General features: G+C 63.8%; 20 protein-coding genes and 1 tRNA gene. 5 read left to right on the forward strand and 16 right to left on the reverse strand.

Annotation, left to right across the window (positions count from 1 at the left end):
- Positions 1-49 precede the first annotated feature (49 nt).
- The 5 genes from ACEN2S_RS03465 to ACEN2S_RS03485 all read right to left on the reverse strand — a co-directional run bounded on the left by ACEN2S_RS03465 (position 50) and on the right by ACEN2S_RS03485 (position 4221).
- Positions 50-829, reverse strand: coding sequence for a cytochrome c1 (locus ACEN2S_RS03465; RefSeq protein WP_441862410.1), 780 nt, complete (start codon positions 827-829; stop codon positions 50-52).
- 15 nt (positions 830-844) lie between these two features.
- Entirely contained in the window at positions 845-2167 is a 1323-nt protein-coding gene (petB, locus tag ACEN2S_RS03470; protein ID WP_441862412.1) for a cytochrome b, read from the reverse strand.
- A gap of 10 nt (positions 2168-2177) precedes the next feature.
- Positions 2178-2741 carry a ubiquinol-cytochrome c reductase iron-sulfur subunit gene (petA, locus tag ACEN2S_RS03475; protein WP_441862414.1) on the reverse strand — a complete coding sequence of 188 codons (564 nt, stop codon included), beginning with the start codon at positions 2739-2741 and terminating at the stop codon, positions 2178-2180.
- 249 nt (positions 2742-2990) lie between these two features.
- Positions 2991-3716 (reverse strand): response regulator, encoded by a 726-nt coding sequence (locus tag ACEN2S_RS03480; protein ID WP_441862416.1) that lies wholly within the window; start codon positions 3714-3716, stop codon positions 2991-2993.
- A gap of 1 nt (position 3717) precedes the next feature.
- The gene (locus ACEN2S_RS03485; protein WP_441862418.1) at positions 3718-4221 is read right to left on the reverse strand and encodes a MarR family winged helix-turn-helix transcriptional regulator; all 504 of its coding nucleotides are present in this window, start codon (positions 4219-4221) and stop codon (positions 3718-3720) included.
- 154 nt (positions 4222-4375) lie between these two features.
- On the opposite strand from ACEN2S_RS03485, the gene ACEN2S_RS03490 reads away from it, so the two are divergent.
- Entirely contained in the window at positions 4376-5245 is an 870-nt protein-coding gene (locus ACEN2S_RS03490; protein ID WP_441862420.1) for a branched-chain amino acid aminotransferase, read from the forward strand.
- Positions 5246-5314: 69 nt separating this feature from the next.
- On the opposite strand, the gene ACEN2S_RS03495 is transcribed toward ACEN2S_RS03490, so the two are convergent.
- From ACEN2S_RS03495 to ACEN2S_RS03505, 3 genes are all read right to left on the reverse strand, one after another.
- Positions 5315-5509 carry a hypothetical protein gene (locus tag ACEN2S_RS03495; RefSeq protein ID WP_441862422.1) on the reverse strand — a complete coding sequence of 65 codons (195 nt, stop codon included), beginning with the start codon at positions 5507-5509 and terminating at the stop codon, positions 5315-5317.
- 60 nt (positions 5510-5569) lie between these two features.
- Entirely contained in the window at positions 5570-6487 is a 918-nt protein-coding gene (locus ACEN2S_RS03500; protein WP_441862425.1) for a DMT family transporter, read from the reverse strand.
- Between the two features lie 89 nt (positions 6488-6576).
- Complete coding sequence (locus ACEN2S_RS03505; protein ID WP_441862427.1) at positions 6577-7002, reverse strand: organic hydroperoxide resistance protein; 426 nt, start codon at positions 7000-7002, stop codon at positions 6577-6579.
- A gap of 108 nt (positions 7003-7110) precedes the next feature.
- Between ACEN2S_RS03505 and ACEN2S_RS03510 the strand changes: the two genes are divergently transcribed.
- Positions 7111-7563 (forward strand): MarR family winged helix-turn-helix transcriptional regulator, encoded by a 453-nt coding sequence (locus ACEN2S_RS03510; RefSeq protein WP_441862430.1) that lies wholly within the window; start codon positions 7111-7113, stop codon positions 7561-7563.
- A gap of 385 nt (positions 7564-7948) precedes the next feature.
- On the opposite strand, the gene queG is transcribed toward ACEN2S_RS03510, so the two are convergent.
- From queG to ACEN2S_RS03550, 8 genes are all read right to left on the reverse strand, one after another.
- The gene (gene queG, locus ACEN2S_RS03515; protein WP_441862432.1) at positions 7949-9013 is read right to left on the reverse strand and encodes a tRNA epoxyqueuosine(34) reductase QueG; all 1065 of its coding nucleotides are present in this window, start codon (positions 9011-9013) and stop codon (positions 7949-7951) included.
- A gap of 90 nt (positions 9014-9103) precedes the next feature.
- On the reverse strand, positions 9104-9769 hold the full coding sequence (gene fzlA / locus ACEN2S_RS03520) for an FtsZ-binding protein FzlA (protein ID WP_441862435.1): 666 nt from the start codon (positions 9767-9769) through the stop codon (positions 9104-9106).
- A gap of 110 nt (positions 9770-9879) precedes the next feature.
- Complete coding sequence (gene mtgA, locus ACEN2S_RS03525; protein ID WP_441862437.1) at positions 9880-10662, reverse strand: monofunctional biosynthetic peptidoglycan transglycosylase; 783 nt, start codon at positions 10660-10662, stop codon at positions 9880-9882.
- Between the two features lie 119 nt (positions 10663-10781).
- Positions 10782-15320: a glutamate synthase large subunit gene (gene gltB, locus ACEN2S_RS03530; RefSeq protein ID WP_441862440.1), complete on the reverse strand. Its 4539-nt coding sequence runs from the start codon at positions 15318-15320 to the stop codon at positions 10782-10784.
- A gap of 12 nt (positions 15321-15332) precedes the next feature.
- Positions 15333-16049, reverse strand: coding sequence for a hypothetical protein (locus tag ACEN2S_RS03535; RefSeq protein WP_441862442.1), 717 nt, complete (start codon positions 16047-16049; stop codon positions 15333-15335).
- Positions 16050-16142: 93 nt separating this feature from the next.
- Positions 16143-17567 carry an NAD(P)-dependent oxidoreductase gene (locus ACEN2S_RS03540; RefSeq protein ID WP_441862444.1) on the reverse strand — a complete coding sequence of 475 codons (1425 nt, stop codon included), beginning with the start codon at positions 17565-17567 and terminating at the stop codon, positions 16143-16145.
- Positions 17568-17725: 158 nt separating this feature from the next.
- Positions 17726-18529, reverse strand: a complete 804-nt coding sequence (locus ACEN2S_RS03545) for an undecaprenyl-diphosphate phosphatase (protein ID WP_441862446.1) — start codon at positions 18527-18529, stop codon at positions 17726-17728.
- Positions 18530-19519, reverse strand: coding sequence for a complex I NDUFA9 subunit family protein (locus ACEN2S_RS03550; RefSeq protein WP_441862448.1), 990 nt, complete (start codon positions 19517-19519; stop codon positions 18530-18532).
- 157 nt (positions 19520-19676) lie between these two features.
- On the opposite strand from ACEN2S_RS03550, the gene ACEN2S_RS03555 reads away from it, so the two are divergent.
- From ACEN2S_RS03555 to ACEN2S_RS03565, 3 genes are all read left to right on the forward strand, one after another.
- A tRNA-Leu gene (locus ACEN2S_RS03555) sits at positions 19677-19761 on the forward strand.
- Between the two features lie 359 nt (positions 19762-20120).
- Complete coding sequence (locus ACEN2S_RS03560) at positions 20121-20735, forward strand: ribonuclease D (RefSeq protein WP_441862450.1); 615 nt, start codon at positions 20121-20123, stop codon at positions 20733-20735.
- The gene (locus tag ACEN2S_RS03565; protein WP_441862453.1) at positions 20716-21711 is read left to right on the forward strand and encodes a KpsF/GutQ family sugar-phosphate isomerase; all 996 of its coding nucleotides are present in this window, start codon (positions 20716-20718) and stop codon (positions 21709-21711) included. Before ACEN2S_RS03560 ends, ACEN2S_RS03565 begins: the two co-directional genes overlap by 20 nt.
- Positions 21712-21715: the final 4 nt, after the last annotated feature.

The following is a 21715-nucleotide window of genomic DNA, read 5'->3' on the forward strand; positions in this document are numbered from 1 at the left end:
AACGCGCCCTCCGAAGAGCGCGCGTTTTCAGATGGTCCTGTCTGACAGATCAGACGTGTTTGCCCTTGTGCGGCGCCCAGATCCGCTTGTTGGTCAGATAGAGCAGCACCGAGAGCAGCGTCAGCATCAGCGCGCCGACAAAACCCCAATGCTTGCGCGCCATCAGTTTCGGCTCGGCGGTCCACATCAGGAAGGCGGCAACGTCTTCTGACATCTGCTCAACCGTGGCCGGGGTGCCATCCGCATAGGTCACCGCATCATCCGAGAGCGGCGGCGGCATGGCGATCCAGCCGGTCGAGAAGGCGTGGTTCTCGTAATAGGTCGTGCCCGCCTCGTCCTTCTGCTCGCCGGTATAGCCGGTCAGAATCGCGTGGATGTATTCCGGGCCGCCGATGCCGTTCACCAGCTGGCTGATGCCCAGACCATAGGGGCCGTGGAAGGCGGCGCGCGCCTTGGCCATCAGCGACAGGTCGGGGGCGTTGCTCAGCGAGGAATGCGGGAAATGGTCGGCGGGCACCGAGGGACGATCCTCGCCGGTTTCCTTGTCCACGGTGGTGAACTGACCCGCATAGGCCCGCACCTGATCCTCGGGCAGTTCCGGCCCGCCCTCATCCGAGAGCGAGCGGATCGGCACGAATTTCAGCCCGTGACAGGCCGAGCAGACCTCGGTGTAGACCTGCAGGCCGCGCTGCAACTGGTGCTGGTCGAATTTACCGAAGGGGCCTTCAAAGCTGAAGGCGAAGTCTTCGATATGCGCGGTCTCGGCAGCCAAGGCTGCCCCCGAAGACAGCGCGAGCGCCGCGACGGCAGAGACGATAAACTTTCTCATGGTCTCGGTCCTCTCTTACTCGGCCGGAGTGGTCTTGGTGGGGTAGTGCGCGGCAAAGTCTTCTTCGATGGTGGCCGGGGTCGGCATCGGCTTTTCGACAATGCCCAGCAGCGGCAGGATCACCAGGAAATAGGCAAACCAGTAGGTGGCGCCGATCAGCGAGATATAGGGGTAGATCCCGTCGGTCGGCATGGCGCCCACCCACATCAGCACGACGAAGTCGATCGCCAGCAATGCGAACCACCATTTGAACATCGGGCGATATTTGCCCGAGCGCACGCTGGAAGTGTCGAGCCAGGGTGCCAGCGCCATCACCGCGATCGCGCCGAACATCGCCAGCACGCCGAAGAATTTCGCGTCGACAATGCCGAAGGTGACCCAGTTCACCAACATCACGACCCAGACGTCCGAGGTGAAGGCACGCAGGATGGCGTAGAAGGGCAGGAAATACCATTCGGGCACGATATGCGCGGGCGTCGCCAGCGGGTTCGCCTCGATGTAGTTGTCCGGGTGGCCGAGGTAGTTCGGCATGAAGCCCACCACCGCGATGAAGATGGTCAGGATGACCGCCAGCGCGAACAGATCCTTGATCACGAAATACGGCCAGAAGGGCAGGGTGTCCTTCTCGGCATCGGCTTTCGAGGTGCGGCGCACTTCAACCCCGGTCGGGTTGTTGTTGCCGGTGGTGTGGAAGGCCCAGATGTGCACGCCGACCAGACCGGCGATGACGAAGGGCAGGAGGTAATGCAGCGAGAAGAAACGGTTCAGCGTGGCATTGTCCACGGCGGGCCCGCCCAGGAGCCAGGCCTGGATCGATTCGCCGATGCCCGGGATCGCGCCGAAGAGGCCGGTGATCACGGTCGCGCCCCAGAAGGACATCTGGCCCCAGGGCAGAACATAGCCCATGAAAGCGGTGCCCATCATCAACAGATAGATCACCATGCCGACGATCCAGGTGATCTCGCGCGGTGCTTTGTAGCTGCCGTAGTAGAGGCCGCGGAAAATGTGCAGATAGACGGCAAAGAAGAACAGCGAGGCGCCGTTGGCGTGCATGTAACGCAGCATGTAGCCGCCGTTCACGTCGCGCATGATGTGCTCGACGCTGGCGAAGGCCAGATCGACATGCGGGGTGTAATGCATCACCAGAACCACGCCGGTCGCGATTTGCAGCACCAGACAGAAGGTCAGGACGATGCCCCAGATCCACATCCAGTTCAGGTTCTTCGGCGTCGGGATCATGAGGGTGTCATAGAGCAGCCCGACAATCGGGAGCCGCTTATGCAGCCACTGTTCGGCGCCCGATTTGGGCTCGTAATGGTCGTGCGGAATACCAGCCATGGGTTGCTCCTCAGCCCAGCAGAATCGTGGTGGCGTCGGTGAACTTGGCCACCGGAACGTTCAGGTTGCGCGGCGCGGGGCCTTTGCGGATCCGGCCGGCGGTGTCGTAATGCGAGCCGTGGCAGGGGCAGAACCAACCGTCGAAATCGCCCGAGTTATTGCCCAGCGGCACGCAGCCGAGATGCGTACACACGCCCATCATCACCAGCCATTCGCCGGCTTCATCCAGGGTGCGGTTCTCGTCCGTTGCCGGTGCGTCGGCGGCCAGGTTCGAGTTTTCAGCGTTGCCGTCGACCAGATCGCTGAGATTGACGGCGCGACCCTCTTCAATTTCCTTGGCGGTGCGGCGGCGGATAAACACCGGCTTGCCGCGCCATTTCACCGTCAGCTGGGTGCCGACTTCCATGCCCGAAACATCGACGTAAATGGAGGACAGCGCCTTCACATCCGCCGAAGCGTTCATTTGGTTGACGAGCGGCCAAACGGCGGCGCCGGCAGTGACGGCCCCAGCCCCGGCGGTGGCGTAGTAGAGGAAATCCCTCCGGGTGCCTGCGTGATCTTCTGCGTGGGACACGAGTTTTCTCCATTCCCGGGCCTTGGGTCAGGCCGATACGACTAGTCGGGCCGTGCGAAAGCACTGCCTGTGACGGGGCTTGTAGCAATCACATCCCCGTGCGTCCAGCAGACAATAGCGCGCAGGGCCCGGGATTTTCACGGGTTTCCACCCTGTTGCGCAAAGGCCCCGTTCCTTCGCGCGGTTGTGAGCGGCGGTGATCGGCGTGGGGGTCACAGGCTGGGCGCCCGGTGGCGGGGCGCGCCGGGGTCATTCGGGGCACAGCATATAGCCCAGCCCGCGGACGGTTTGCAAAAACCGCGGCTCCCGCGGGTCCGGCTCGATCTTGCGGCGCAGGCGGGTGATCTGCACATCCACCGCGCGGTCCTGCCCGCCCGCCTCTGCGGTGGCGTCGCGGTCACGGTCGCGGCCCAGCTCGTCGATCAGATCGGTGCGGCTGACCACCTCGCCCGCGCGGCCCGCAAAAATCCGCATCAGTGCCGCCTCGGTCGCGGTCAGCCGCAACGGGGTTTCCCCCGACCACAGCTCGCCCCGGTCCTGATCGTAGCGCAGCGGCCCGAGGCTGAGGAACTTCGGCCCCGTTTCGACCAGGGCGGGCACGCGCCGCAAGATGGCATTGATTCGCAGCAACAACTCTTTCGGCTCAAAGGGCTTGGCGAGGTAGTCATCGGCGCCCGCCTCCAACCCTTCGATCCGCTCGCGGGTTTCGCCCCGGGCGGTCAGCAGGAGGATGGGGGTGGTGATCCGCTTGCGCAGATCGCGGGTCAGCGTCAGACCGTCCTCGCCCGGCATCATCACGTCAAGGACGATCAGGTTGAATTCGAGCCCCGCCAAGAGGCGGCGGGCCTGCGCCGCATCGCGGGCGGCGGTCACCAGGAAACCGTTCCGGATCAGGAATTTTTGCAAAAGACCCCGGATGCGCTCGTCGTCGTCAACGATGAGCAAATGCGGGCTGGTGGGGGCAGAGCCGGTCATGTCAGGCGTCCTTCAACATCTGGTAGTGGCGGCGCAGGTCGGGATCCATCATCGCTTCCAGCACCTGCCGGAACCCGGCAACCGCCTGCGGGCCCGCCGCGCGATAGGCCGCGCGCATGCGGCTGCGCTGCGCCTCGGACAGCAGACGTTCCAGTTCCGCGCCTTTCTCGGTCAGGAAAAGATGGCGTTCGCGTTTGTCCTTCCGCCCCACCCGGTTATCAACCAGACCATCCTCGATCAAGGTGCGCAGCACCCGGTTCAGGCTTTGCTTGGTCACCCCGAGAACGGTCAGCAGGGTGTTCACCGTCAGCCCCTGCTGGCGGTTGATGAAGTGCAACGCCCGGTGGTGCGCGCGGCCATAGCCGTGCTGATCCAGAATCATGTCCGGCTGCGAGGTAAAGCCGCGGTAGGCGAAGAACATCGCCTCGATGCCCTTGCGCAATTGCTCATCCGTCAAAAACAGCAGGCTCTCGCCGCCCGCCGCACTTGCTCCGATATCTGCCATCACTTCCCCTTTCAGCTGGGGGTAATTTACGTCAGCCTTGTTGACTTTCCAAGAATCAATCTGTAGCCGTTTCGTGATTTTGCGCAATAATATGTCCGAAATGGACTTATTGGCGAAATTAATGAAAATTTATATGCGCGCCGAAGGAGGTATCATGTCGGCAAGTTTTGAAAACCGCGATGGGACGATCTGGATGGACGGGGCGCTGGTCGACTGGCGCAAGGCGCAGGTGCATGTGCTCACGCATGCGCTGCACTATGGTTCGGCGGTGTTTGAGGGCGAGCGTGCCTATGGCGGCCGCATCTTCAAATCGCGCGAACATGCCGAGCGGCTGCGGCGTTCGGGTGACCTGCTCGACATGCCGGTCCCCTATAGCGTGGAGGAGATCATGGCCGCGAAAGAGGCGGTGCTGGCGGCCAATGGCCTGACAGACGGCTATCTGCGGGTGATCGCCTGGCGCGGTGCGGGCCCCGAGATGGGCGTGGCGGCGGCGGGCAATCCGGTGCGGATGGCGGTCGCGGCCTGGGAATGGGGGGCCTATTACGGCCCGGCCAAGATGCAGGGCGCCAAGCTGGATATCTCGCGCTGGAAACGGCCGGATCCGGAGACGATTCCCTGCCATGCCAAGGCCTCGGGCCTCTATATGATCTGCACGATGTCGAAACATGCGGCGCAGGCCAAAGGCTGCTCGGATGCGCTGATGTTCGACTATCGCGGCTTTGTGGCCGAGGCGACCAGCGCCAATGTGTTCTTTGTGAAAGACGGCGTGGTGCACACGCCGCTGCCGGATGCGTTCCTGAACGGGATCACCCGGCAGACGGTGATTGATCTGTTGCGCGACAAGGGGGTGGAAGTGCGCGAGCGGCATATTCTGGCCGAGGAATTGCCGGGTTTTGAGCAATGCTGGCTGACCGGCTCGGCGGCGGAAATCACGCCGGTGGCCGAGATCGGGCCGCATCGCTACACGGTGGGCGAGCTGACGCGCTGGGTGGTCGGGGCCTATGAGGCCTTTGTCCGCGCCTGAAATGTTTTCCGGCCGGTGCCCTTGCGGGGGCATCGGCCGGGGCTTTGACTGTCAATTTGGGCTGTCAGATCAGACGGTGCGGCCGCGGGCGATCCGCATATATTCAACGGCGCGGCGGTTCTGCACGGTCATTTTCTCGGTGCCGCGCTGGCGCAGCGACTGAATGGCCGGGTGCAGCGTCTGCCCCTGCAACAGTTCCACATAGCGGCGCAAGCGGGTGCCGCCGGAGACGAGTCGTTTATGGTCAAGCAGATGTCTTTGCATGTCATCCTCCTCCAAAGCCCAGATGGGTCCAAAAGACTATAGCACGAAAGCGGGCGCGTTTCACCCCTGCGGGGTCATCGCCTTGCGTTGGCGGGTGCGCTCCAGCCCCAGCTGACGTTCGCGCCAGATGATCAGCACCCCGGCGGCAATCACCAGCGCCGCCCCGGCGAGCATCACCAAAGTGGGCACTTCGCCGAAGAAAAAGTACCCGATTCCAAGGGCAAAGATCATCGAGGCATATTCGAACGGGGCGATCACCCCCGCATCTGCATGGCGATAGGAGGAGGTCAGCAGGATCTGGCCGAGCCCGCCCAACAGCCCGGCGGCAATCAGCCGACCGGCCTCGCCGCCCGTGGGCAAGGCCCAGCCAAAGGGGATCGTCAGCAGCGACATGCCGGTGGAGGTGATCGAGAACCAGAACACGATGGCGCTGGTCTTCTCGGAGAAAACCAGTTTGCGCACAAAGACCTGCGCGAGCGAGGCGCAGAGCGCGGCCCCCAGCACCACCATGGCGCCGAAAGCCTCGCGGTCGCTGGCATTCCCCAGCGCGGTCAGCCGCGGCGAAAGCACAATGACCACCCCAACGAGACCCAGCGCCACGGCGGTCAGGCGGAAGGCCCGCACCTCTTCGCCCAGAAACATGGCCGCCAGAATAACCGTGAGCAGGGGTGCGGCATAGCCGATGGCCGTCACTTCCGGCAGCGGCAGCAGGCCCAGCCCGGCAAAGCCGAGACCCATCGAGGTGGTGCCGACCACGCCGCGCCAGACATGGCCCATCGGGGCGGCAACCTTCAGGCCGGTGCCCAGTTCCTTGCGCCACCAAAGCCAGACCAGGATCACCGGAATCGCAAAGAAGGAGCGGAAGAAGACCGCTTCGCCCGGCGGAATCGTGGCCGCTGTGGATTTGATCAGCGAGGACATGGCGATGAAAACCATGACCGAACAGATTTTGAGGGTGATGCCGCGCAAAGGATTCATGCGCTGACCCTAGCCCGCGCGGCGGCGAATGAAACCCTCAAATATGCCCGGCAGCGGCAGAAAATACTGCGGCCGCTGCCGGGGCAGGGTCAGACAAGCGTGGTGGCCACGTCGAGATTGCCGCGGGTGGCGTGCGAATAGGGGCAAACCTTGTGGGTTTTCTCAAACAAGGCTTCGGCGGCCTCCGGCGCGATGCCCGGCAGCGATACCTCAAGCGAAACCTGCAGGCCAAACCCGCCATCCGAGCGCGGCCCGATGCCGACATGCGCGGTCACCGCGACATCGGCGGGGATCTGCACGCTCTTATCCTGCGAAGCCACGTATTTCATCGCGCCAAGGAAGCAGGCCGCATAGCCCGCTGCGAACAACTGCTCGGGATTGTTCCCCTGACCGTTGCCGCCCAGTTCCTTCGGCGTCGCCAGTTTCACCGAGAGGCTGCCGTCCAGCGTGCTGGAGGCGCCATCGCGGCCGCCCGTGGCCTTGGCTGCGGTCTTGTAGAGCACATTTACCGACATCGTGAGTCCTTTCAGTCGCATAAGATTAAATCGTGTACGATTGATATGTGAACGGGGGCATGAAGTCAAGCGCTTGCGAAACAATCGCGTGCGATATACATTCAACGCATGGATCAGACACTCCCCCTCGAAACGCAGCTGTGCTTTGCGCTCTATTCCGCCAGTCACGCGATGACCCGGGTCTACAAGCCATTGCTGGAAGGGATGGGGCTGACCTATCCGCAATATCTGGTGATGCTGGCGCTGTGGGAACCGCCTGCGGCGGCGGCGCCTGCCGTGGGGCAGACCGTCGGACAACTGGGCGCGCGCCTGCATCTGGAATCCAACACGCTGACCCCGTTGTTGAAGCGGCTTGAGACGGTCGGGTTGATCCACCGCCAACGCGATGCTCAGGACGAGCGTCAGGTGCGCATCGTGCTGAGCGCCGCCGGAGAGGGGTTGCGCGCGCAGGCCGCGACGATTCCGGCCTGCATCCAGACGGCAACCGGGCTGGATCTGACAGCCTTGCGGCAATTGCAGGCCGATATCGCTGCGCTGCGCGACCGGCTGGGCGCCGCCTGACCGTCCCGGGTCCGAAGCGCCGCGAAAAGGCGGGCTATGCGGGTTCCGTCGGCGCTGTCAGATGCCCCTCACCACGGCCCTTCAAGCCCAGGCCTCTTCCTGGCCCCCTGAGGCGCAAGCCGGTACGGACGCGCTATAACCGTCAGAACACCGATATGCCGCGCCACCATGCGCCGCATCAGCCTCTGCGCCGATTTCCGCACCCGCATTCCCCCCCCCCCAACGCCAGCGTCAGCCACCAGACTTCAGGACCACGGTCTGCTCTGCCGCAACGCCTGTTCCTTGCTGCGGCGGCAGATCAGACAGGCACAGGTGATGGCGCCCGTGATAAGATCTGCGGGGGGAACGCGGCGCGTGACATCCGGGCACCATGGAGGCCGCGCGCTTAATCTTCGTCGGACAGAGCGGCGGACGTCAGCCGCGCCAGTGCCCACCGCGCCGCCTCGGCCACCGTCGGATCGGCATCAGAGGTCAGGGCGGTGGCGGCGGGCGCCAGCGCCGCCTGCCCGGAATTGCCAATGGCATAGAGGACATTGCGCACCATCCGGTCCCGCCCGATCCGCTTGATCGGGCTGCCCGCAAAGCGCGCCCGGAAGCCCGCATCATCCAGCTGCGACAGTTCGGCCAACAGCGGCGGATCGGCTTCCCGCGCGGCATAGCCGATCTCACGCGCCTCGGCGGCAAACTTGTTCCAGGGGCAGGCGGCCAGGCAATCATCGCAGCCATAGATCCGGTTGCCCATCAGGCCGCGCAACTCAGGGTCCACCGGCCCCCTGTGCTCGATGGTCAGATAGGAAATACAGCGCCGCGCATCGAGCTGATAGGGCGCCGGAAACGCCGCTGTCGGGCAGACGTCAAGGCAGGCGGTGCAGCTGCCGCAATGGCTGACCTCGGCCAGATCCGGTTCCAACTCCAACGTGGTGAAAATCGCCCCCAGAAAGAACCAGCTGCCCAGATCCCGCGCCAAGAGATTGGTGTGCTTGCCCTGCCAGCCCAGACCCGCCGCCTGTGCCAGCGGTTTTTCCATCACTGGCGCGGTATCGACGAAGACCTTGATCTCCGCCGCATCGCCCCGCTTTTTCGCGGCCTCGATCAGCCAGATCCCCAGCCGCTTCAGCCGCCGCTTGACCAGATCATGGTAGTCCTTGCCCTGCGCATAGACGCTGATCGCCCCGTGCTCCGGCATCCCCAGCACCGCCATCGGATCACTCTCGGGCGTATAAACCTCGGCCAGCATGATCACTGAGCGCGCCTCGGGCCAGAGCGCATCCGGCGCGCCGCGCCAATGCATCCGCTCGGCCATCCAGCCCATCTGCCCGTGACGCCCCGCCGCGACAAATTCCGCCAACCGCGCGGCCAGTTCGGGCACCGCATCCGGCCGACAGACCCGCGCCTTGGAGAAGCCTTCCTCCAGCGCGCGCGCGATCAGCAGGTCTTTCAGTCCCTCCATGCCGCGCCCCCTTTGCCTGATTGCAAATATCCTCGGGGGGCACGGGGGGCAGACAGCCCCCCGCCGCCGTGCAATCCCGCGGCCCGGATCTCAGAAATCCAGCTCGGCATATTGCGGTGCCGGCGGCAGCCCCGGGATCTGATCGGCCAGAAGCGAGCGGAAGGCCGGCCGCGATTTGATCTTGGCGTACCAATCCTTGACGTTGGACGAGCGGTCCCAGTCCACATCCGAGATGTAATCGAGGCAGCTCAGATGCGCGGCGGCGGTGAAATCCGCCAGCGTCATCGCATCGCCCGCCAGCCAGCGCCGCTGATCCAGCAGCCAGCCCATGTAATCCAGGTGGAATTTCACCGCCGACAGGCCGGATTTCACGTTCTTGCTGTCGGGGTAACCTTGTTTCATCACCTTTTTCCAGACCCGCTCGCCCATGATCTTGGCGGTGACCTCGGTGTTGAACTTGTCGTCGAACCAGGCGCAGAGCCGCCGCACCTCATAGCGCCCGTCAGGGTCGCGCGGCATCAACGGCGGCGAGGGGATGGTTTCCTCCAGATATTCACAAATCGCCTGACTCTCAGAGAAGGTCCGGTTGTCGTATTTCAGCACCGGCACCTTGCCCGCCGGGTTGCGGCGCAGGAATTCCACGCTCTGCTCCCAGTAGCGCTCTTCGACCAGCTCCACCTCGATCCGTTTCTCGGCGAGGGTCAGACGTACCTTGCGGCAAAAGGGCGAGAGCGCGACGTGGTAAAGACGGGTCATGGCGCGGGTTCTGGCTCCGGAGGACAGGGGATTTAACCTGTGATAGCCCCCGGGGCGGGCAGGATCAATGGGGGGAGGCGGCAGCCATCCTTTCGCGCGGCGGTCGTCGGTCAGTCTTCGCCGAAACACTGCGCGCGGCCATCGGCCCGGATTGTTGCCGCCCCATCGGTGATCGAGGCGGCGCGGCGGTTGAGATAGGCGGTCGGATGCGCCGCGTCGCGGCCCTTCGGATCGGGCAGCACGGCGGCCAGCAATGCCGATTGCCGGGCGGTCAGCTTGTCGGCGCTGACGCCGAAATAGCCCTTGGCCGCCGCCTCGACGCCGAAGATGCCGGTGTCGAATTCGGCCACATTCAGATAGACCTCAAGGATCCGCCGCTTGGACCAGACCAGCTCGACCACCGGGGTGATCATCGCCTCCAGCGCCTTGCGCGGCCAGCTGCGGCCCTGCCAGAGAAAGACGTTCTTGACCACCTGCTGGCTGATCGTGCTGGCGCCGCGGTTGGATCCTGCATCAATCGCCGCGCGGATCGCGCGCATGTCAAAACCCCAATGCTCGCAGAAATTGGCATCCTCGGCCGCGACCACCGCGCGCAAGACCGCCGGGGCCATCTCATCGGCGTCCACCCAGTCATGTACCAGCACGCCGACCTCGCGGCGCTCGGAGAGCATGGTCAGCGTGATCGGCGGATTGATGAAGGTATAGAGCAGGATCAGCACAAGGATCAGCGCCGCATAGGCCAGCGCCGCCCGGGTCAGCCAGAACAGCGCCCGCCGCAGGAGGGCGCGCGGCGTGAGATCGCGCAGGGCAATCCGCGGCACGGATGCGCGGGCGCGGCCAGAGCGGCCTTTGGATGCGGGAGAGGTCTTGCGTGCCATGTGGCCATAAGTCATGCCGCCCGCCCCCGGGTCAAGAGGGGCATCGGCGCAGCCTTGTCCCGGGCGGCAAAGCACCGCGCATGAAAACGGGCCCCGAAGGGCCCGTCTGTCGTTCTGTGGGGCGCGGCCCGATCTTATTCGGCGGGCACGGCCTGTGCTTCCACCGTCAGCGGATGCGGCAGATGGATCAGCATTTCCTTCGGGCAGACCTGAAGGAAGCTGCCCTTGGTCTCGGCCCAATCCTGCAGGATCTTGGTGGCTTTCAAGCTGCCGGTCTCGGCTGCATGCCGCTCGATCAGGCCCTTCAGCTGCGCTTCCCAATGCGGATGCGACACCGCACAGGTCACCAGCGTTTCCGGGTTGATATACTCCAGCGCCATGCCTTCCGGATCATAGAGATAGGCCATGCCCCCGGTCATCCCGGCACCGAAGTTGGTGCCGATACGGCCCAGAATGATCGCCACACCGCCGGTCATATATTCACAACCATTGGTGCCGCAGCCCTCGACCACCACCGTCGCGCCAGAGTTCCGCACCGCGAAACGCTCGCCCGCACGGCCCGCCGCAAAGAGATACCCCTCGGTCGCACCGTAAAGCACGGTGTTGCCGATGATGGTGTTCTCGGCCGCGACCAGCGGGCTGGCCATCGGCGGCCGTACCACGATGGTGCCGCCCGACAGGCCCTTGCCGACATAGTCATTGGCATCGCCCGACACTTCGATCTTCAGCCCGCGGCAGGCGAAGGCGCCCAGCGACTGCCCGGCGGAACCGGTCAGTTTCACCGTCAGATGGTCCGGCTGCAGATTGTTGCGCATGCCGAAGTTCTTGACGATATGGCTCGAGGCCCGGGTGCCGATGGTGCGGTGCGTGTTGCGCACCGCATAGCTCAGCTGCATCTTCTCGCCGTCTTCAAAGAAGCGCGCGCCATCGCGGATGATTTCGGCATCCAGCGTGTCGGGCACGAAGTTCCGCGGTTTCGAGCGGTCGTAGACGATCTTTTCCGAGCCATCGACGGTGATCAACAGCGGGTTGAGGTCGAGATCGTCGAGATGCGCCGAGCCACGCGACACCTGCGTCAACAGATCCGCCCGGCCGATCACCTCATCCATCGAGCGCGCGCCGATGGAGGCGAGGATCTCGCGCACTTCCTGGGCGTAGAAGGTGATCAGGTTGACCACCTTATCCGCCGAGCCGGTGAATTTGGCCCGCAGCGCCGGATCTTGCGTACAGACGCCCACCGGGCAGGTGTTCGACTGGCACTGACGCACCATGATGCAGCCCATCGCGATCAGCGCGGCGGTGCCGATGCCATATTCCTCGGCGCCCATCATCGCGGCCATGACGATGTCCCGACCGGTCCGCAGACCGCCATCGGTGCGCAGCGTCACCCGGTCGCGCAGCTTGTTCATCGCCAGAACCTGATGCGCCTCGGTCAGACCCATCTCCCACGGCAGACCCGCGTATTTGATCGAGGTGGCGGGGGATGCCCCGGTGCCGCCGTTGTGGCCCGAGATCAGGATGACGTCGGCTTTCGCCTTGGCCACGCCCGCCGCGATGGTGCCGACGCCGGAAGAGGCGACCAGCTTCACCGTCACTTTGGCGCGCGGGTTGATCTGCTTGAGGTCATAGATCAGCTGCGCGAGGTCTTCGATCGAATAGATGTCATGGTGCGGCGGCGGCGAAATCAGCGTCACGCCCTTGGTCGAATGCCGCAGACGGGCGATCAGATCGGTCACTTTCATGCCCGGCAGCTGGCCGCCTTCGCCGGGTTTGGCCCCCTGCGCCACTTTGATCTCAAGCTCTTCACAGGCGTTCAGATATTCGGCGGTGACACCGAACCGGCCCGAAGCCACCTGTTTGATCTTTGCCGACGGGTTGTCGCCGTTGGGCTCCGGCACGAAATGCGCCGGATCTTCGCCGCCCTCGCCGCTGTCGGATTTCGCGCCGATGCGGTTCATGGCCACGTTGAGCAGTTTATGCGCTTCGGGCGAGAGCGCCCCCAGCGACATCCCCGGCGTGACAAAGCGTTTGCGGATCGAGGTGATGCTTTCCACCTCTTCCAGCGGCACCGGTTTGCCGAGCGATTTGATGTCCAGCAGGTCGCGGATATGGATCGGCGGGTTTGCCCGCATCAGCGCCGAATACTGTTTCCACAGATCATAGCTGGCACGGTCACAGGCCGATTGCAGCACATGCATCGTCTGCGCTTCCCAGGCGTGTTTCTCGCCCGAGCGACGCGCCTTGTAGAGGCCGCCGATCGGCATGATGTCCTGGCCACCTTTCCAGCCGCGCGCATGCACCTGCTCCAGCTTGCGCTGGATGCCGTGCAGACCGATGCCGGAGATGCGCGACTGCATGCCCGGGAAATACTCGGCCACCATCGCGCGGCTCAGACCCACGGCTTCAAAGTTCAGACCGCCACGATAGGAGGAAATCACCGAAATCCCCATTTTCGACATGATCTTCAACAGGCCCGCATCCACCGCGTCGCGGTAGCGGCGCATGGCATCTTCAAGGCTGCCTTCGATCAGCCCGCGCCCGATGCGGTCAGCGACCGAATCCTGCGCGAGATAGGCGTTCACCGTGGTGGCGCCACAACCGATCAGCACCGCGAAGTAATGCGGATCGATGCATTCGGCCGCACGGACGTTGATCGAGGTGAAGGTCCGCAGGCCCTTGCGGGTCAGCCAGCTGTGCACCGCCGAGGTGGCGAGAATCATCGGCATCGCGATTTTCTCGGCCGATTGCGCCTCATCGGTCAGCACGATGTGGTTGGCGCCCGAGCGCACGGCATCTTCGGCCTCGGCGCGGATGCGCTCCAGCCCGGTGCGCAGCGCTTCCTGATCGGCACCATCGGCAAAGGTACAGTCGATGACCGCCACCGAACCCGCGAATTGCTTCAGCATCTGCTCGTATTCGGCATTGGCGATGAACGGGCTTTCCAGCAGCAGGATCTCGGTCTGGCTGCTGTCCTCGTCGAGCACGTTCTTCAGGTTGCCGAACCGCGTTTTCAGCGACATCACCCGGCTTTCGCGCAGGCTGTCGATCGGCGGGTTGGTGACCTGAGAGAAGTTCTGCCGGAAGAAATGCGACAGCGGACGGTAGACCGAGGAGAGCACCGCCGGCGGCGTGTCATCGCCCATCGACGCGATCATCTCTTTGCCGTCTTCGGCCATCGGCGCCAGAACCTGCTCCAGCTCCTCCAGCGAATAGCCCGCCGCGATCTGCCGTTTGCGCAGTTCCGCGCCGCTGAACAGCGCCTTTTCCGGCACGTCGCGCATGATCTCGGAAAGGTTGACCACCTTTTCGATCCATTCGCCGAAGGGCTGGCTGTTGGCCAGGCGGTCTTTCATCTCGCGGTCGTGGTAGAGTTTGCCTTCGCGCATGTCGACGGCGATCATCTGCCCCGGCCCGAGCGCGCCTTTCTCGACCACGCGGGTCTCATCCAGCGGCACCATGCCCGCCTCGGAGCCCGCGATCAGCAGGCCGTCACCGGTGACGACATAACGCAGCGGGCGCAACCCGTTGCGGTCCAGACCGCCGCAGACCCAGCGGCCATCGGTCATAGCGAGCGCCGCCGGGCCATCCCAGGGCTCCATCACCGCGTTGCAATAGGAATACATGTCCTGCCATGCCTTCGGCATGTCGGTGGTGGATTTCGACCAGGCCTCCGGCACCAGCATGGTTTTGGTCATCGGCGCCGAGCGGCCCGAGCGCACCATGACCTCAAACACCGCATCGAGCGCGCCCGAGTCGGAGGTGCCCGCCGGGATGATCGGTTTGATGTCCTCGGCCGCGTCGCCAAAGGTGGAATGGGCCATGCGGATCTCATGACTCTTCATCCAGTTGACGTTGCCTTTCAGCGTGTTGATCTCGCCGTTATGCGCCAGCATGCGGAACGGCTGCGCCAGCCACCATTGCGGGAAGGTGTTGGTCGAATAGCGCTGGTGATAGATCGCAAAGGCGCTCTCGAACCGGTCATCCAGAAGGTCGGGGTAGAAGACGGCGACCTGCTCGGCCAGCATCATGCCTTTGTAGATGATCGAGCGGCAGGAGAGCGAGCAGAGGTAGAGGCCCGAGATCTGCGCGGCAGCCGCCGCTTTCTCGATCCGGCGACGGATGATGTACAGCTCGCGCTCGAACTGCTCTTCGTCGATGTCCTTTTCGCAGCGGATCAGGATCTGCTCGATCTCGGGGCGCGTCGCATTGGCCTTTTCGCCCAGGCATTCGACGTTCACCGGCACATGGCGCCAGCCGTAGATATAGTGGCCCATCCGCAGCACCTCGGTTTCGAGGATGGTGCGGCAGCGCTCTTGCGCGCCAAAATCGGTGCGCGGCAGAAAGATCTGGCCGACGGCGATCAGCTTGCCCATGTCAGGCTCGTGGCCCGTGCGGCGGATCTGGTCATAGAAGAAGGGCACCGGGATCTGCACATGGATGCCCGCGCCGTCGCCGGTTTTGCCGTCGGCGTCCACGGCACCGCGGTGCCAGATCGCCTTCAGCGCGTCGATGCCGTTCTGCACGACTTTGCGGCTCGCCGTGCCGTTGATCGCCACCACAAGGCCAACACCGCAGGACGAATGCTCATCCTCGGTCTTGTAGAGGCTGTTTTGATCCATCCATTGGCGCTTCGCCTCTTCGGCAGCAACCCAGTCTTGGTTGAATTCGGTCATGTCAGTGCCTCCTCAGAGAGTGGGTCGGATCGTGGTGGGGTCAGCGGGGGCCGAGGTCATCAGCACATCGCAATCATAAATCGGTTTGGTGGCGCCAAAGCCCGGCTCACCAGGGAATTCAAAGAGGACGGGTGCCCCTTCGGTATGCACCGCATCGCCATAGGCATTCTCGAAATCTTCGCTGTCCGAGAAAAAGCTGCGCAGGCTGCGGCTGATGTATTGCTGCCCATGCCGGCGCGAGATGAAATTGCCCGCGCTGTCAAAGGTGGTCAGGTCGAATTCCGAACGCTCGAGCGGCACGCCGTCAATGGTGACCTGCCCGCCGGCCAGCAGATCATAGCCGACGTAGCGCCGATCTTCACCGCTGGTCGAGGAGGTGATGAAATCGTAGTCATCCCGGCCGGTTTGCAGCAGTTCCGAGAAGCTGGCGTTATCGGCCGAGTCCGGCGAGAGCCTGTCGGTCTTGCCGGTGTCGCGGCTATAGGATTCGATCCAGCGGGTTTCGCTGTCGATGCGGCTGACGAAAAACTCGCCGGTGCCGTCGGCATAGGAAATCCACTGATCCCCCGGCGCATCAGCGCAGCTGTAATAATTGGCCACCGTGCATTGGCGCGACTGCACGGTCACCGTCAGCGTGCAGCCCGCGGGCGGGGTGAAAACCTCGGCATGAAGCGGCAGGGCGCTGAACAGCACCGCCACAGTTCCTGCCACTAGTCTTGCTTTCGCCACGTCCGGTGTCCTGCCTGAGGGGGTCGGGGGCCCGGGCGGCGCATCCGCCGGGGCGTTAGAGCGGTCGGGGGCATGTCACCCCCGCGCGACGGATCACTCCGCCGCAACCGCCAGGTTCATAAAGCCGTTGATCATCGCATCGGCGGCCTCGCGGCCATCGCGGATCGCCCAGACCACGAGGCTGGCACCGCGCACGATGTCACCCACGGCATAGACGCCGGGCAGGCTGGTCTGATGCGTCTTGAAATCGGCCTTCACGGTGCCCCAGCGGGTCACTTCCAGCCCGTCGGTGCCCCAGAGCTTCGGCAACTCTTCCGGCTCGAAACCCAAGGCTTTGATCACCAGATCGGCCTCTTCGATGTAATCACCGCCCTCGATGATCTCGGGGGATTGACGGCCGGTCGCATCCGGCGCGCCCAGACGCATCCGCTGCACGGTGACGCCGGTGACCGGATCGCCGTGGAAGCCCTTGGGGGCCGCCAGCCAGACGAATTCCACGCCCTCTTCCTCGGCATTCTGCACCTCGCGCTGCGAGCCGGGCATGTTGGCGCGGTCGCGGCGGTAGAGGCATTTCACCGAAGTGGCGCCCTGACGGATCGCGGTGCGCACGCAGTCCATCGCGGTGTCGCCGCCGCCGATGACCACGACGCGCTTGCCCGCGGCGTTCATTTCGCCGCTGTCGAATTCCGGCACGCTGTCGCCGAAGGAGAGGCGGTTCGAGACGGTCAGATAGTCGATGGCGCGCAGGATGCCCTTGGCATTGGCCCCCTCGATGTCGCGGGTTTTGTAAACGCCGGTGGCGATGATGACCGCGGTGTGCTTGGCGCGGATCTCGTCAAAGGACATGTCGACGCCGACGGTGACGTTCAGCACGAATTTGACACCGCCCTGTTCCAGCTGATCGATGCGCTTCATCACGACATCTTTCTCCAGCTTGAAGCCGGGGATGCCATAGGTCAGCAGGCCGCCCGCGCGGTCATAACGGTCATAAACGGTGACCTGAACGCCCGCCCGGCGCAGCCGGTCCGCCGCCGCAAGGCCGCCGGGGCCCGCGCCGATGATGCCCACGCTCTCCGAGCGTTCGGCCAAAGGTGCCGCCGGTTTCACCCAGCCTTCCGCCCAGGCGGTGTCGGTGATGTATTTCTCGACCGAGCCGATGGTGACAGTGCCGTGGCCCGACTGCTCGATGACGCAATTGCCTTCGCACAGACGGTCCTGCGGGCAGATGCGGCCGCAGATCTCGGGGAAGGTGTTGGTGGCCTGGCTGATCTCATAGGCCTCTTGCAGACGCCCTTCGGCGGTCAGGCGCAGCCAGTCCGGGATGTTGTTGTGCAGCGGGCAGTGCGACTGACAATAGGGCACGCCACATTGGCTGCAGCGGCTCGCCTGCTCTTCCGCTTTCTGCGTCGCGTATTGACGATAGATCTCGTCGAAGTCCTGCTTGCGCAGGGTCGCTTCGCGTTTCTCCGGAGTCTCTTTCGCGGTGTTCACGAATTTGAGCATGCGTTGCTGAGCCATGGCTGCGCCTCCCTGCGGGGTTGTTCTGGCGTAGTGCTACATGGGGTCGCCCGGAAATAAAAGTCAGCTAAGCTGACCTAATTGTCGGTTTTTTCGCAATCTGAAGGCGTGTCGCGAAAATTTCCGACGAAATTAGGTCAGTGCGGCGTACCTATCACTCAGTAACCTGCGGCCAGCGCCAGCAAAACCACCGTACCGATGATGATTCGCCACCAGCCGAACAGCGCATAGCCATGCTTGCTGACATAGCCGAGCAGCCAGCGCACCACGATGATCGCCGAGATGAAGGCCATGACAAAGCCGATCAGGATCTCGTTCAGAGCCGAGGCGTCGAGGACGTCGCGATTCTTGTAGAGATCATAGGCAAAGGCTCCGGCCATGGTCGGCATCGACAGGAAAAAGGAAAACTCGGCAGCCGCCCGTTTGCTGGCCCCCATGGCGAGGGCGCCGACGATGGTGGCACCCGAGCGCGAGACGCCGGGAATCATCGCCAGACATTGGATGAAACCGATCTTCAGTGACATGCCGAGCGGGAAGCGCATCGCATCTTCATGCACCGGCTTCAGCGGCAGGCGGTCGACCAGCACCAGCACGATGCCGCCCAGAATCAGCATCACGGCGATCAGCATCGGCGTCTCGAACAGCACCGTTTTGATGAAATCATGCGCCAGCACCCCGATCACCACCGCCGGAAGGAAGGCGATCAGGATCGAGAGGATGAATTTCCGCGCCGCCGGATCATGCGGCGCGGCGGCGAAAACGCTGATCAGCCGCTTGGCGTAAATCAACAGGATGGCGAGGATCGCCCCCAGCTGAATCACCACCTCAAAGGCCTTGCCCGCGCTTTCAAAGCCCAGGAAATGCCCGGCGAGGAGCACATGCCCGGTCGATGAGACCGGGATAAACTCCGTCAGGCCCTCGAGAATACCCAGGGCAGCGGCGATCAGCGTTGTATCGGCCATTTACGGATGCTTTCTCAGATTCTTGGCCGAAGCCTTGATTGCGTCATATTGCCCGGTCGGGCGGAACCGCCAGAGGTAATCCGGCAATACGGCTGCCATCGGGGTGGGGTTGATGCCCAGATCGCCGAGGCCCTTGGCATCCGCGCTGACGAGGTTGTCCACCGACAGGCCGGCCACCTGATCGCGGGTCAGGACCTTGTTGGCGATGAGGCCGCCGGTCACGGTTTGCAACAGATCAAAGCCGCCGCCGATCAGCCGGGCGACAAAGAACGGCACATTCACCACCAGGCGGCGGCGCAGGATCACCGCCAGCATGTCCTGCATCAGTTCGCGGAAGGTTTTCTGGTCCGGACCGCCGAGCTCATAGATGCCCGCGGGCGCGGTGCCGAGGACGCCTGCCACCGCCGCACGGGCCACATCATCGACATAGACCGGCTGGAAGCGGGTGTTGGCGCCCACCACCGGCAGGATCGGACCCATGCGGGTCATTCCGGCGAAGCGGTTGAAGAACTGGTCTTCGTTGCCGAAGATGATCGAGGGGCGCAGAATCATCGCGCCGGGATAGGCGGCAAGCACCGCAGCCTCGCCGTCAGCCTTGGTGCGGGCATATTCGCTGGCGGCGGCGCTGTCGGCCCCGATGGCCGAGATGTGCACCAGCCGCCCAATCCCGAGCTCAGAGGCCAGAGCGGCCACGCGGGCGGCGCCTTCTTTTTGCACGGAGGCAAAATTGTTTTTGCCCGAGCAGGCCAAAAGGCCGACGCAGTTGACCACCGCATCCGCACCCTGCATCGCAGCGCGCACCGAGGCGTCATCGCGGATGTTGCACAAGACAGGCTCTACCTGGCCGACCGCGCCATAGGGGCGCACGAACATCGCCTCGTTCGGACGACGCACGGCGACGCGCACGCGCCAGCCCTCTTTCGCCATACGACGGGCGATGTAGCGCCCGACAAAGCCCGAGCCGCCGTAGATGGTGACAAGTTTCGACATGAGCGTCGCCTTCCGTTCCCGAAAATATGGTCCCTGATTAGCCCCAAGCCCCTTTTGGGTAAAGGCAAAACCAACTTTCTTACATGCTTGTATAAAAATCTTGAAACAGGCCGTTGACACTCCCTGTGCCGGGCCGTAGATAGCCCCCACGACACCTGCCCAGGTGGCGGAATTGGTAGACGCGCACGGTTCAGGTCCGTGTGCCGCAAGGCGTGGAGGTTCGAGTCCTCTCCTGGGCACCAAGTCGGCCAACCGATCCTAGATCGGTTACGCCTGAGAAAAAGCCGCTGTTTCGGACTACCAACCGACACAGCGGCTTTTTTCTGTTTTGCGCTGCCGCATCGGTGATTTTTTCATCATTTCCCAGGAATGCTGCCGTCGAAATGCCGCCAGCAGGCATCCGGTCCGGCGGCCTTGTCCCTGGGGCCTGCGGTGCGGCACCGGGAAAAGCGAATCACTTTGCAAAACGGACGGCGGGCCTGTGCTTTGCATGCTGCCCCTGAGCGCGTATAAGCGCCCGATACCGCGAGACGGCCGCGTTTCACCTTCGGGACCGGTGCGGATCACCGGTCGGGCGCGGTTCGGCAGGAAGGAAATTGATGTGACGGTTCATCTTTACAAGAATGACCTGCCCGAAGGGCTCAACCTTGGCCCGGTGGTCGCGATTGATACGGAAACGATGGGGCTTGAGCCGCGGCGTGACCGGCTCTGCCTCGTGCAGCTCTCTTCGGGCGACGGCAATGCGCATCTGGTGCAAATCGCCAAAGGGCAGACATCCGCGCCCCGGCTCGAGGCCTTGCTGGCCGATCCGGCGGTGACCAAGCTGTTTCATTACGCCCGTTTCGATGTCGCCGCGCTCTATAATGCCTTTGGCGTGGTGACGGCGCCGATTTTCTGCACCAAGATTGCCTCGCGCATGGTGCGGACCTTTACCGACCGCCATGGGCTCAAGCAGCTGGTGCAGGAATTGGTGGGTGCGGATATTTCCAAGCAGCAGCAAACCTCGGATTGGGGGGCGGATCAATTGACCAATGCCCAGCTCGACTATGCCGCCTCTGACGTTCTTTATCTGCACAAGCTGCGGACCGAGCTGATGCGCCGTCTGGAGCGCGAAGGCCGGACCGCGCTCGCGCAGGCGTGTTTCGACTTTTTGCCGGTGCGGGCCCAGCTGGACCTGATGGGCTGGAGTGACGTGAATGACATTTTCAACCACTGACCGTACGCGCGTTCCGGCGGATGCCGAGACCTTGCTCGCCGCCGCGCGGCGGGTGATCGGGATCGAGGCGCGGGCGTTGGATCTGTTGGCCGAGTCGCTGGGCGACAGTTTCGCCGCCGCCGTCGGGCTGATCCTGGGGGCGCGCGGCAGGGTGATTGTCTCGGGCATGGGCAAATCCGGCCATGTCGGGCGCAAGATCACCGCGACCCTGGCCAGCACCGGCACGCCCGCGCAATTCGTGCATCCAGCCGAGGCGAGCCACGGCGATCTGGGCATGGTGACGCCGGATGATGTGGTGCTGGTGCTCTCGAATTCGGGCGAAACGCCGGAACTGTCGGACATCATCGCCCATACCCGCCGCTTCACGATTCCGCTGATCGGGGTGGCCAGCCGTGCGGGCTCAACCCTTCTGCAGCAATCCGATGTGGCGATCGTGCTGCCGCAGGCGCCGGAGGCCTGTGGCACCGGCGTGGTGCCGACCACCTCGACCACGATGACGCTGGCTTTGGGCGATGCGCTGGCCGTGGCGCTGATGGAGCACCGGCAGTTCACGCCCGAACATTTCCGCACCTTTCATCCGGGCGGCAAACTGGGCGCGCGGCTGTCGAAAGTGGCGGATCTCATGCATCACGACATGCCGCTGGTGGCCGAGGATGCGCCGATGTCCGAGGCTTTGCTGACCATCAGCCAAAAGGGCTTTGGCGTGGTTGGCGTCACCGATCCAGAGGGCGCGCTGGTCGGCATCATCACCGACGGCGATTTGCGGCGGCACATGCAGGGGTTGCTGGATCACCGGGCGGCCGAAGTGATGACGCGCAACCCGCGCACGATTGCCCCCGATCAGCTGGCCGAAAAGGCGGTGGCGGTGATGAATGCGCGCAAGATCACCTGCCTCTTTGTGCTGGACCCGGCCGCGGGCGGCCGTCCGGCGGGCTTTATCCAGATCCATGACTGCCTGCGCGCGGGCGTGGTCTGAGGGG

The sequence above is a fragment of the Phaeovulum sp. W22_SRMD_FR3 genome (assembly GCF_052113705.1).
GTDB lineage: Bacteria > Pseudomonadota > Alphaproteobacteria > Rhodobacterales > Rhodobacteraceae > JBGQOG01.